Source organism: Citrobacter sp. wls829, from assembly GCF_005280825.1.
Lineage (GTDB): Bacteria > Pseudomonadota > Gammaproteobacteria > Enterobacterales > Enterobacteriaceae > Citrobacter > Citrobacter gillenii.
In genome coordinates this window covers 1-12,393 of record NZ_SZWP01000075.1, presented here as the reverse complement: position 1 = coordinate 12,393, position 12,393 = coordinate 1, and the positions used below count along the sequence as shown (strand labels likewise).

The 12,393-nt window shown below is 53.8% G+C and carries 12 protein-coding genes and 1 pseudogene; 9 read left to right on the top strand and 4 right to left on the bottom strand.

Annotated features, from left to right (window positions below; translation table 11 throughout):
- The first annotated feature begins 156 nt into the window (after positions 1 to 156).
- The 9 genes from ttrS (at position 157) to ydhT (ending at position 9,178) form a co-directional block, all read left to right on the top strand.
- Positions 157 to 1,938 (top strand): tetrathionate respiration histidine kinase TtrS, encoded by a 1,782-nt coding sequence (ttrS, locus tag FDW88_RS16640; RefSeq protein WP_137362979.1) that lies wholly within the window; start codon positions 157 to 159, stop codon positions 1,936 to 1,938.
- The gene (gene ttrR / locus FDW88_RS16635) at positions 1,913 to 2,497 is read left to right on the top strand and encodes a tetrathionate respiration response regulator TtrR (RefSeq protein WP_137362978.1); all 585 of its coding nucleotides are present in this window, start codon (positions 1,913 to 1,915) and stop codon (positions 2,495 to 2,497) included. Before ttrS ends, ttrR begins: the two co-directional genes overlap by 26 nt.
- 93 nt (positions 2,498 to 2,590) lie before the next feature.
- Entirely contained in the window at positions 2,591 to 2,800 is a 210-nt protein-coding gene (gene fumD, locus FDW88_RS16630; RefSeq protein ID WP_096757203.1) for a fumarate hydratase FumD, read from the top strand.
- 509 nt (positions 2,801 to 3,309) lie between these two features.
- Positions 3,310 to 3,936 (top strand): ferredoxin-like protein, encoded by a 627-nt coding sequence (locus FDW88_RS16625; RefSeq protein WP_096757202.1) that lies wholly within the window; start codon positions 3,310 to 3,312, stop codon positions 3,934 to 3,936.
- A 120-nt stretch (positions 3,937 to 4,056) separates the two neighbouring features.
- Positions 4,057 to 6,159: an aldehyde ferredoxin oxidoreductase gene (locus tag FDW88_RS16620; protein ID WP_137363036.1), complete on the top strand. Its 2,103-nt coding sequence runs from the start codon at positions 4,057 to 4,059 to the stop codon at positions 6,157 to 6,159.
- A gap of 10 nt (positions 6,160 to 6,169) precedes the next feature.
- Positions 6,170 to 6,847 (top strand): YdhW family putative oxidoreductase system protein, encoded by a 678-nt coding sequence (locus tag FDW88_RS16615; RefSeq protein WP_115258619.1) that lies wholly within the window; start codon positions 6,170 to 6,172, stop codon positions 6,845 to 6,847.
- A 64-nt stretch (positions 6,848 to 6,911) separates the two neighbouring features.
- Positions 6,912 to 7,580, top strand: a complete 669-nt coding sequence (locus tag FDW88_RS16610) for a 4Fe-4S dicluster domain-containing protein (RefSeq protein ID WP_096757199.1) — start codon at positions 6,912 to 6,914, stop codon at positions 7,578 to 7,580.
- A complete protein-coding gene (phsC, locus tag FDW88_RS16605) occupies positions 7,577 to 8,362 on the top strand; it encodes a thiosulfate reductase cytochrome B subunit (RefSeq protein ID WP_117343030.1) in 786 nt (261 codons plus the stop codon). Before FDW88_RS16610 ends, phsC begins: the two co-directional genes overlap by 4 nt.
- Before the next feature lie 3 nt (positions 8,363 to 8,365).
- Positions 8,366 to 9,178 carry a protein YdhT gene (gene ydhT, locus FDW88_RS16600; RefSeq protein WP_117343031.1) on the top strand — a complete coding sequence of 271 codons (813 nt, stop codon included), beginning with the start codon at positions 8,366 to 8,368 and terminating at the stop codon, positions 9,176 to 9,178.
- Positions 9,179 to 9,187: 9 nt separating this feature from the next.
- On the opposite strand, the gene FDW88_RS16595 is transcribed toward ydhT, so the two are convergent.
- From FDW88_RS16595 to FDW88_RS16580, 4 genes and pseudogenes are all read right to left on the bottom strand, one after another.
- On the bottom strand, positions 9,188 to 9,865 hold the full coding sequence (locus FDW88_RS16595) for an amino acid ABC transporter permease (RefSeq protein WP_137362977.1): 678 nt from the start codon (positions 9,863 to 9,865) through the stop codon (positions 9,188 to 9,190).
- A complete protein-coding gene (locus FDW88_RS16590; protein ID WP_137362976.1) occupies positions 9,855 to 10,640 on the bottom strand; it encodes an amino acid ABC transporter permease in 786 nt (261 codons plus the stop codon). Before FDW88_RS16590 ends, FDW88_RS16595 begins: the two co-directional genes overlap by 11 nt.
- Positions 10,640 to 11,458, bottom strand: a pseudogene (locus FDW88_RS16585) (amino acid ABC transporter ATP-binding protein). Before FDW88_RS16585 ends, FDW88_RS16590 begins: the two are co-directional and overlap by 1 nt.
- A 1-nt stretch (position 11,459) precedes the next feature.
- A complete protein-coding gene (locus FDW88_RS16580; RefSeq protein ID WP_115258614.1) occupies positions 11,460 to 12,293 on the bottom strand; it encodes an ABC transporter substrate-binding protein in 834 nt (277 codons plus the stop codon).
- Positions 12,294 to 12,393 lie beyond the last annotated feature (100 nt).

Genomic DNA, 12,393 nt, shown 5'->3' with positions numbered 1-12,393 from the left:
AACGAAACATTGGTCACGCCGTTGGTTTGCGTGTGATGAATAAAGAATCTTGATGATTTACAGTGTAAAAATCGTGGCGGGGGGTACTCTATTGTGGTTAACCACATACCCGGCTTGTTGTTGATCTAAAACAACATAAATGACAGGGATAATGGCGTGAGATGTAAAGTAGTACATTGCCTGACGGTGCTGGCAGCGTTGTGGATGCTGAGCGGAGCGGCCTGGGCGCAGACATGGAACATTGGCGTCTTAGCCATGCGTGGGGAGGTCACCACACGTAATCACTGGCAGCCGCTGGAAAACCTGCTGAATCAGCAAATCGCCGGTGAACGGTTTCATATTCAACCGTTGGACCTGCATCAGATGCAAGATGCCGTGAACCGGGGAACCGTGCAGTTTGTGGTGACCAATCCGGCGCAGTTTGTGCAGTTAAACAACCGCGCAGCGCTACGCTGGCTGGCATCCTTACGCTCCACCCGCGGCGGAAAAGCGACCAGCAATGTGATTGGTAGTGCGATCCTGGTCAGGCGTGACGGAGAGATCGCGTCGGCACACGATCTGATCGGCAAAACGGTTGGGGCGATCGATGCCCAGGCATTTGGCGGCTATTTGCTGGGTTATAAAGCGCTTATCGATGCGGGATTGCGCCCGGAGCGCGATTTGCGACTGAGGTTCACGGGTTTTCCTGCCGATGCGTTAGTGTATTTATTGCGTGAGAAAGCCGTTCAGGCCGTGATTGTGCCGGTGTGTCTGCTGGAAAAAATGGATGAAGAAGGGCTGATCCATAAAGCCGATTTTAAGGTGGTGCTCAACCATCCGACGTCGATTCCCTGCCTGAGCAGCACGCCGCTTTATCCTGACTGGTCCTTCGCCGCACTGCCCGCAGTGAGTGATGAACTTGCCGATCGCGTCACCCGGGTTCTGTTTAATGCACCACAAGATGCGCCTTTTCGCTGGGGAGCTCCCGCCTCGACCCGCGAGGTCGAAACGTTACTACGTGACGTTCGTCAGCACCCGCAGCAGCGTCAACTGTGGCTGGATATCAAAAGCTGGTTTATCCAGCATCAACTGGTAATGGGGGCAGCAGCGGTGGTTCTGCTGTTGCTCACACTCAACTACATCTGGGTGATGCTGTTGGTCCGTCGTCGCGGCAGGCTGCTGGAGCGTAACAATGTGCTGTTGCGCAAGCAGGAGCAGGCACTGGAAACCGCGCGTCAGATGAGCGTCCTCGGCGAGATGACGTCCGGGTTTGCCCATGAACTTAACCAGCCGCTCTCGGCTATCCGTCACTATGCGCAAGGCTGCCTGATTCGCCTGCGCGGTCAGGATCAACAGCATCCGCTGTTACCTGCGCTTGAACAGATAGATGCTCAGGCACAGCGGGGGGCCGATACGTTGCGCAATCTGCGTCTGTGGGCCAGCCAGGCCCAGGGCAATCCAGTAATGACGGATGACTGGCAGGCGATCAACATCCGTGATGCTGTCCACCACGTGTGGCAATTATTGCGTATGACACAGCAATTCCCTGACGTCACGCTGCAAACGACGGTCAGCGCAAACTTAACGCTGACGCTGCCCAGCGTTCTGCTGGAACAAGTACTGGCAAATCTGGTGCTTAACGCCGCTCAGGCAGGGGCCAGCACGGTGTGGTTTACCGCTCAACATGAGGACGACGGTATCAGCATACAGGTACAGGATAACGCCGGGGGAATCGATGAAACTCAGCTTTATCAAGCGTTCCAACCGTTTATGACTACCCGCAAAGAAGGAATGGGGCTGGGATTGGTCATATGCCAACGCCTGGTTCGCTATGCCGGCGGCGAGATTAGCATCAACAATCAACAGGCTCCAGATGGTCGGGCGGGTGTCGCGGTAAGATTACATTTTAAGCCAACACAGAAAGGGGGCGATTGTGGCGATCATTCATCTGCTGGATGACGATGTAGCCGTCACCCAGGCCTGCGCATTTTTACTGGAAAGTCTGGGATACGAGGTCCGGTGCTGGCAGCACGGAGAAACCTTCCTGGCCGAGGTCAATCTGCATCAGGTCGGGGTTGTATTGCTGGATATGCGTATGCCGGGACTGGATGGACAAGGTGTACATGACGAGATGCTACGGCGCGGCAGCACGCTGGCGGTGGTCTTTCTTACCGGGCATGGCGATGTACCGATGGCGGTCGCGCAAATGAAACGTGGAGCGGTCGATTTTCTGCAAAAGCCGGTTTCTGCCGGACCACTTCAGGTCGCGTTGGAACATGCTCTGCAGGTTTCCATTACGGCATGCACGCGCCATGAGATTGTCGCTTGCTACCAACAGCTTACCCCAAAGGAACGCCAACTGGCCGGTCTGGTGGCACAAGGATTGATGAACCGGGAAATCGCAGATGCAATGAATATTGCGGTCCGTACCGTAGAGGTTCACCGGGCAAGAGTGATGGAAAAAATGCAGGCAGGGAGCCTGGCTGAGCTGGTTAACCGACTCCAGCAGGTTCTGTAGATTCATGACAGTTATTTGATTTTCATTGATTTTTTGTCTAATAAGCCAGACTGATATATGCTGTTGGTTTGAGCTAATGACGAGCAGGCAAATATGGGTAATCAGACCAAAGATGACGAACTGTACCGCGAGATGTGCAGAGTTGTTGGTAAAGTAGTACTGGAAATGCGCGATCTGGGACAAGAACCTAAGCATATCGTCATTGCCGGTGTACTGAGAACCACCCTCGCCAATCAGCGTGTGCAACGCAGTGAGTTAGAAAAACAGGCCATGGAGACGGTGATTAAAGCGTTAGCCGGTTAATCCTGAAAAGGGCGGTGGAGAAAGGCTACCGCCCTGTAATTCTGCCACGGTATTCTATCAATATATATAATTCATCTTTGAAAATAAAAAGTGCAGAAAATGTATTTGTCGTTATGTATTATATTATATATCGATTAAAACAAACGCTTATATTTGGAGGTGTAATCACAAATATTTGTAATGCAGATGAAATACTATTTCAACCTGCCTTAATGATAATAAATATCACTCCGCATTAATTATTCTCCTTCCCGTTTTTACTTGATAACGATCAAGGTTACAGGCTATGAATAACCACATTATTTATCCGCCTAACCCTAAAGGGTTATTCCTGTCTTGAGGGTAAAGATTCACTCCGTTTAACCACCGTCATTGATGCGATCAGGTTAGGGCAAAAATATCACGTGTTGTCGGCAACATCAGTGGCCCGATTTGGCCTGCCCGGCGCGTATAAACATGAGCACTGGATGTGTTGCTGCTACAGCGTTTGCGAAGAGGATGCGAAATAAATGAACCAGGTTGATCGTCCATTTTTAGATTGTGGTTTAACGCGACTTGAATTTCTACGGATATCAGGAAAAGGTCTGGCAGGGTTAACCATTGCCCCCGCACTGTTATCACTTTTTGGCTGTAAGCAGGAAGATGTCGATAGCGGCACTGTCGGGTTGATTAACACGCCGAAAGGAGTGCTGGTGACGCAACGCGCACGCTGCACAGGATGCCACCGCTGCGAAATTTCCTGTACGAATTATAACGATGGCGCCGTTGGCACCTTCTTTTCCCGTATCAAAATCCATCGCAACTTTTTCTTTGGTGACAACGGTGTCGGTTCCGGTGGCGGACTGTACGGCGATTTAAACTACACCGCCGATACCTGCCGCCAGTGCAAAGATCCGCAATGTATGGCTGTCTGCCCGATAGGCGCAATTACCTGGAAACAGGAAGACGGTTGTATTGCGGTGGATCACAAGCGCTGTATTGGCTGTAGCGCGTGTACCACGGCCTGTCCCTGGATGATGGCGACCGTGAATACCGAAACTAAAAAATCCTCGAAATGTGTGTTGTGTGGGGAATGCGCCAATGCTTGTCCGACTGGAGCATTAAAAATTATCGAATGGAAAGAGATTACCGTTTGATGGAAAGCAGGCTTGCCTGATACGCGCCATTAATTGCCAAAAAAATTGCCGCTATGTACAGAAATGCGGCCAGCAAAATGACGGGTATATCTATTAAACCTTCTAGCAAAGGAAAAAATGATGGCTAATGGTTGGACAGGTAATATTTTACGGGTCAATCTCACGACGGGTAATATCACCGTGGAAGATTCCAGTAAATTTAAAAAATTTGTCGGTGGGATGGGCTTTGGTTATAAAATTATGTACGACGAAGTCCCGCCAGGCACAAAACCTTTTGATGAAGGGAATAAACTGGTTTTCGCCACCGGTCCCCTCACTGGCTCGGGCGCACCCTGCAGTTCACGCGTCAATATCACCTCATTATCAACCTTTACCAAAGGTAATTTAGTCGTTGATGCCCATATGGGCGGCTTCTTTGCGGCACAAATGAAATTTGCCGGCTATGACGCGATTGTGATTGAAGGTAAGGCGGCATCGCCTGTCTGGATCAATATCAAAGACGACAAGGTCAGCATCGAAAAAGCCGACTTCCTGTGGGGCAAGGGTACACGCGCTACGACCGAAGAAATTTGTCGCATCACCAGCCCGGAAACCTGCGTCACCGCCATCGGTCAGGCGGGAGAAAATCTGGTACCTCTGTCCTGTATGATCAACAGCCGCAACCACAGCGGCGGTGCTGGCACCGGTGCGGTGATGGGCTCGAAGAACCTGAAGGCCATTGCGGTTGAAGGCACAAAAGGGGTCAACATCGCCGATCGCAAAGAGATGAAGCGGCTGAACGATTACATGATGACCGAGCTTATCGGCGCTAACAACAACCATGTGGTGCCGAGCACGCCACAGGCGTGGGCTGAATATTCATCGCCAAACTCACGCTGGACGGCGCGTAAAGGGCTGTTCTGGGGCGCGGCGGAAGGCGGCCCGATTGAAACGGGGGAAATCCCGCCAGGCAACCAAAATACCGTCGGCTTTCGTACCTACAAGTCGGTGTTCGATCTCGGACCGGCCGCAGAAAAATACACGGTCAAAATGAGCGGCTGTCACTCATGCCCGATTCGCTGTATGACCCAGCTCAACGTCCCGCGTGTTAAAGATTTTGGTGTACCGAGTACCGGTGGTAACACCTGCGTGGCGAACTTCGTGCACACCACGATTTTCCCGCACGGCCCGAAAGATTTTGACGAGAAAGATGATGGCCGCGTGGTGGGGAATCTGGTTGGCCTGAACCTGTTCGACGACTACGGTATCTGGTGTAACTACGGGCAATTGCACCGTGATTTCACCTACTGCTACGCCAAAGGCGTTTTTAAACGCGTGCTGCCGGCCGAAGAGTATGCCGAGATCCGTTGGGATCAGCTGGAAGCGGGCGATCCTAATTTTATTAAAGATTTCTACTACCGCCTGGCGCATCGCGTCGGTGAACTCAGCCACCTTGCAGATGGGTCATATGCCATTGCCGAACGCTGGAATTTAGGCGACGAGTACTGGGGCTATGCCAAAAACAAACTGTGGTCGCCGTTTGGTTTTCCTGTTCACCATGCTAACGAGGCCTCGGCACAGGTGGGGGCGATCACCAACTGCATGTTTAACCGTGACTGCATGGCGCACACCCACATCAACTTTATCGGCTCTGGTTTGCCGTTGAAATTACAGCGTGAAGTGGCGGGTGAGTTGTTTGGCTCACAGGATGCCTACGACGAAACCAAAAACTACACCCCAATCAACGCCGCCAAAATTAAATATGCCAAATGGACGCTGCTGAAGGTCTGTCTGCATAACGCCGTCACGCTGTGCAACTGGGTCTGGCCGATGACGGTGTCGCCGCTGAAGAGTCGAAACTATCGTGGGGATCTGGATCTGGAAGCGAAATTCTTCCAGGCGGTAACCGGTGATGAAACAACGCAGGCAAGCCTGGATCTCGCCGCCGAGCGTATTTTTACGTTGCACCGTGCCTATACAGTGAAACTGATGCAAACCAAAGACATGCGCAATGAGCACGATCTTATCTGCTCCTGGGTCTTCGACAAAGATCCTAAGATCCCGGTGTTTACCGAAGGGACCGACAAAATGGATCGGGAAGATATGCGCCAGTCATTGACGATGTTCTATCAGGAAATGGGCTGGGACCCGGAACTCGGCTGCCCAACGCGTGAAACCCTGAATCGCCTCGGTCTTGAGGATGTGGCAGCCGATCTGGCTGCGCAGAATCTGCTGCCGGCGTAAGGAACGCGAGATGACTAACGTGAGCGACGTTCTGGTCGCCGATGAGGAAGCGTGTATAGCGCTTCCTGATGAGGTGGATAGCCAAAAACGACAGTGGCTACAGGCGTTACACCCGGCCGTAGAGCACAGCAACACGCCGCAGGTCGAAGAGCCGGTGACGGCGGAGTCAATAATGGCGGATTTTATCCGCCAGCACTCTACGTCGGGCCAGTTGGTGGCGCGCGGTGTGTTTTTGCAGCCACCTTATTCAATGCCTGAAACAGACCTTACGCTGCTGCTGGACGCCATGCATGAGCAGGCGGGAAGTGCGGATATTACCTGCGTGCAGGGTGCGGAAGATGTGTATTTCTACTCGACGCAGACCATGACGGCTAACTATGCCGACATGTGCGTGCAGGTGGTGGAAAACGATATCTGCCGGGCGATCGCCGAGGCGGTGCGCTTTGACTGCCGAACGTATCCTCGCCCGTATAAGGTAGCCATGCTCGGACAGTCGCCGTATCACTTTGCACCTCAACAGATAGCCGCGGCGCTGACCGCCATGGAAACGCACCCGGATTACGCAGATATACGCGTTGTGGAAGCGTCGAATGCGGAACCTTATCTGTTTAGCGAGCGCTTTATGCGCTACGGCAAGGCGTACGGCCTGTGTGAATGGCTTGAGGTTGAGCAGTACCAGAACCCCTGAATTGATCAGGTAAATGTCATGGAACGTGTGGACGATCACTGTCACAGCATTAGAGGATAACCCGATGTCCTTCACCCGACGAAAATTTGTCATTGGCATGGGGACGGTGATTTTTTTCACCGGCCCAGGCCAAACCTTGTTAGCAAGTACCAAAAATACGCAAGCGGTTCGTTATGTCATGATTCATGATGAGTCATTGTGCAACGGCTGTAATATTTGTGCCCGAGCGTGCAGAAAAACCAACCATGTTCCAGCCCAGGGTAGCCGTTTGTCGATTGCCCATATTCCGGTGTCGGATAACGACAACGAAACCCTGTATCACTATTTCCGCCAGTCCTGCCAGCATTGTGACGATGCGCCCTGTATTGAGGTGTGTCCGACCGGTGCTTCCTGGCGCGATGAGAATGGGATTGTGCGGGTTGACGCCGCGCGTTGCATTGGCTGTAGCTACTGCATAGGGGCCTGTCCTTATCAGGTTCGCTATCTTAATCCGCAAACCAAAGTGGCCGACAAATGTGACTTCTGCGCCGAGTCACGTCTGGCAAAAGGCTTCCCGCCTATCTGCGTGAATGCGTGCCCGGAACATGCGCTGATATTTGGGCGCGAAGATAGTCCGCAGGTTCAGGCCTGGCTGCGCGAAAACAAGTTTTACGAGTATCAGCTGGCAGGCGCCGGGAAACCCCATCTGTATCGTCGGTTCGGTCAACATTTGATTAAAAAGGATAATGTATGAACGCGTCGCAGAATGCCGAACAGTTTCATGCGCAACTTGCGCAGTACGTCCCCTTGTTTAAGCCCGACTACTGGCCCGTCTGGCTGGTGGCTGCCGGGTTAATGCTGGTGGGGATGTGGCTGGTGCTGGCGCTACACGCCATGTTGCGCTTTCGCTCTGCCAATAAAGCGTCAGCCGGGCACGGTGAGAAAGTTTATCTGTACTCTAAGGCGGTCCGCCTGTGGCACTGGTCGAATGCGCTGCTGTTTTTACTGCTGCTGGGCAGTGGCCTGCTCAACCACTTTTCTGCCGTCAGCGCCCCGGTAATGAAAAGCCTGCATGCTGTGCACGAAATCTGTGGCTTCTTGCTGCTGGCGTGCTGGATTGGCTTTGTGCTGATCAACCTGATCGGTGGCAACGGGCATCACTATATGATTAAACGCCAGGGCTGGATTGGGCGGGCGCAACGACAGACGCGGTTTTATCTGTTTGGCATTATGCAGGGTGAGGCACACCCGTTCCCGGCATCCACGCGGTCTAAGTTCAACCCGTTACAGCAGGCGGCCTATGTCGGCGTAATGTACGGACTGTTACCGCTGTTGCTGATTTCTGGTTTGCTGTCGCTGTATCCGCAAGCGGTGGGCGATCTGTTCCCGGGTGTGCGTTACTGGTTGCTGCAGGCGCACTTTGCGCTGGCGATAGTGAGTCTGTTTTTCATTTTTGGACATCTTTATCTCTGCACCACGGGACGCACACCGGGCGAAACCTTCAGGTGCATGGTGGATGGCTATCATCGGCATTAAGCAATGATGATAACCTCTAGTGACTTACGGGCCTGGCGCGTCGGGCCCGTGTTGTACCGCTGGTTTCTGCGTTCGTTTCCGGACGGTGGCAGCTATGCGGATGTTCACCGTGCGCTTGAGCGAGAGGGTTTCGGCGACTGGGCGGACAGCCTCGTGGAATATGGCTGGTCTAAATGGTTGGATGAAGCACGTTTTGTGCAGCAGGATATTTTCGCGATGGCGCGTTTAGCCAGCCCGCAAACGGCAGACGACAATGGCAGACAGCTGGCGAGTGCAACGGACAGCGACAGCCTTGGCAGTGCAGGTGATAACGTCAAAATCGCCAGCGCCGGGTACGCCGCACAGATTGCCAGCGCGGGGTACAGCGCCCGCATTGGCAGCGTGGGGTACAATACGCATGTCGGCAGCTCCGGCAATCGCAGCAGAATTGCGGTTGCGGGAAATTCCACGCGCGTCAGCAGCGTGGGAAACGGCACGCGCATCGCCAGTACCGGCATGCGTGTGCGTATCAGTTCGTTGGGCGAGCGCAGCCGTATTGCCAGCAGCGGCGATCTCACGCAGATCGCCAGCTTTGGCCCTGAGTCAAAGATTGCTAACTGTGCTGACAATGTGCACATTATTGCCAGCGGTGAAAATGCGGTCGTTGCCAGTACCGGCGAGGTCGATTCAATCATTCTCGGCCCCGGTGGATGTGCCGCGCTTGCCTATCACGACGGGGAGAGAATGCGGTTTGCCGTTGCCATCGAGGGTGAGAATAATATCCGTGCCGGTGTGAAATACCGGCTCAACGACGACCACCAGTTCGTGGCCTGTTGAGCCGTGGCATTATTTTAGCGCGAACCGATGCCGGGCGACTTTCTCCAGCCCAAAACACAGCAGGTAGTAAACCAGTCCGGTAAAGACAAAAATCGCAGCCGGGTAAATCTGCACGCGGCTGTTCACCTGACCGGCAACCGTCGTCAGTTCAGGGACGTTGACGATAAACGCCAGCGACGTATCTTTTAGTAACCCAATAAAAATCCCCGTCAGCGATGGCAGAATATTACGCAGCACCTGTGGCAGTAAAATCAGCCACAACGTCTGAAACGGGCGAAATCCTTGAGCCACTGACGCCTCATACTGACCGCCAGGCAGCGCGTTTAAGCCCGCATACACGGAGTGCATCACCGAGGCGGCGGTAAACCAGGCTAGCGCCAGCGTGACGGTCGCCGCCCCTGGCAGATCGCTGCCTGTCAGCATGGGCAGCAGGTACCACATCCAGAAAATGACAAAAATGAGCGGAATGCCGCGAATAAACTCCGCCCAGACAAACAGTCCCTTGCGCACCAGGCCCGGGAACCGCCACGCGCAGCAGGCGAGGAGAATCCCGGCGGGCAGCGCCAGCACCGCAGCGCCAATTGCCATCAGTAACGTGAGCAGAACTCCCCCCGGCTGTCCCTGTGCCGCGCGTCCCCACAGGAGATAGTCCAGATTGTCGGTAATCACCGAAATATTAGCGATCATGCTGTGGACTCCGGATGCTCAAGATGTGGGTTTTTACCGCAGATCGCTTTGCCGGTACGGGCCGAGGGCCAAGTCGCGTGAGTAGCATTCCCAGCACAAGCCCAGTGAGCAGATACAGCCCGGTGCCGACGGCAAACGCTTCCAGTGCGTGGGCGTTATAACTCTCGATTTGCCGAACCTGGTAGGTCAGTTCAGCGAAACCAATACCGCTGGCAAGCGATGAGAGCTTCATTAAATTGAGATACTGCCCGACGATTGGCTGCCAGGCGTTCGCCAGGCCCTGAGGCAACAGAATATGCCGAAAGGCCGCCCAGGAAGAAAAACCCTGCGCCACGGCGGCTTCCCGCTGCCCGCTGGACACCGCCTGTAAACCGGAGGCGATTTCCTCCACCAAAAAAGCTGACGTAAAAATCCCCAGCCCCCAGGCCGAACAGAGAAACTCCGGCGTTAACCACCAGACCTCTCCCGGCAGAATGGACCACGGGTGCTCAGCATTGATGAAGGTAATTACCCCCCGGGGAAGCAGATTCCATGCGGCGAAATACCAGAACATCAGTTGTACCAGTAACGGCGTGTTGCGAAAAACTGAAACCCACACGCTGACCATGCCACCGGCGATGCGATTACTCGAAAGGCGCAGGCCGAGCAGTAAGATGGCCAGCAATGTGGCGAGTACGATCCCCGCCAGTGTCACCCATAGCGTGGTCAGAAAACCTGACATTATCCATTGCAGAGGTTGCCCGCTCAGCACTCCCTGCCAGTCCATTGCGTGCATTATAACGATGACTCCTGATGTAACGGGTCGAGAACTTTTTTCAGGAAGCGTCGGGTCCTTGGGTGCTGTGGGCGGGTAAAGAACGCCTCGGGGGGCGCCACTTCGAGAATGTCGCCGCCATCAATGAAAACCACCCGATCGGCAATCTCGCGGGCGAAATGCATTTCGTGAGTGACGATAATCATCGTGATGCCACTATGGGCGAGGTTTTTCATCACCAGCAGCACTTCGCCGATCATTTCGGGATCCAGCGCGGAAGTGGGTTCATCAAACAGGATGATTTGTGGGGAGGAGGCCAGGGCGCGGGCGATGGCAACGCGCTGTTGCTGACCGCCGGAAAGCTGTGCTGCGTAGGCCTCGGCTTTGTCAGCCAGTCCGACCTGTTCCAGCAGCTCAAGTGCGCGTCGTTTCGCCTCCGTTTTATTCCAGCCGTGAACATATTCCAGCGCCAGCGAGATGTTCTGCTGCGCCGTCAGATGTGCGTAAAGATTGAACTGCTGGAACACAAAACCAATGCGACTGCGTAACTGACGTAAGGTCGCGCCGCGCAGCTGGCCGATCGGGTGGTCATCAATGAAAATATCGCCCCCGCTAAGTGATTCAAGCTGATTGATCAGGCGAATAAGCGTAGATTTCCCTGAGCCGGAAGGGCCCAGAATGGTGACCACTTAACCGGGCTCCACGGTCAGGTTAACGTCATTTAACACCACCTGCGCGTCATACTGTTTATGCACATTGCGCAGCTCGACCCGCGCCTGACGCAACTGCGTAAAATCCGCAGCTGGCGCTGCGGAGCGAGGAAACAGACCTGAGAGCATATTACTTCGCTTCTATTTTAAAGGCGCGGGGCTGGGGATTTTTGGTTTCAGGCCCAAACCAGACATCGTAGATTTTGGCCGCCTGACCGGTCGACTCAAGTTTCAGCAGTTCGTCGTTTACCGCGTTTAACAGCGCCGTTTCGCCTTTTTTCACCCCTACGCCGATCTCTTCTTTACTCAGTAGGTCAGGTAAAATTTTGAAATCTGCTTTATCCGGTGCGCCACCTAACAGGCCCGCCAGAATAGTACTGTCCTGGGTGATGGCCTGAACATTGCCATTGCGCAGTGCGGTCAGCGCCAGCGGAATATCGTCGTAGGCCAGCACGCGTGACTGTGGGAAGCGCTGATGTAGCGCCTGTTCACCGGTAGTGCCTTTCACCGCGCCGATGCGTGCCTTGCTGTAATCATCAAGCTTGTCCGGGGATTTTGCGGGCACCAGGAACTGCTGTCCGGTGACAAAATAGGGGACCGAAAAGTCGATGACCTGCGCCCGCTCCGGCGTAATCGTAATATCCGCAACGATTAAATCGGCCTTACCGGATTGCAACAGCGGAATGCGGTTGGCCGGATTGGTTGCCACCAGTTCCAGTTTTACACCGAGTGATTTTGCCAGCGCTTCGGCAAAGTCCACGTCGTAGCCGACAATTTTATGTGTTTTCGCATCAACAGAGCCAAACGGTGGGTTAGCGTCGAACGTTGCGACTTTCACCACGCCTGCAGCTTTGATATCGGCCAGTTGATCGGCCTGAGCCTGCGAAGCCATCATGCCCGACGCGGACAATATGCTAAGTGCCAGGATTGATTTTTTAGCGCGCTGAATTTTCGTTGCCATCATTATATGAAATCCCTGTAGTTATTGGTTTGTGCTATTAACGCTCCCATAACTTATCGATGGCGCAAAATAAGGGTGATGCTGCCAACTTACTGATTTAGTG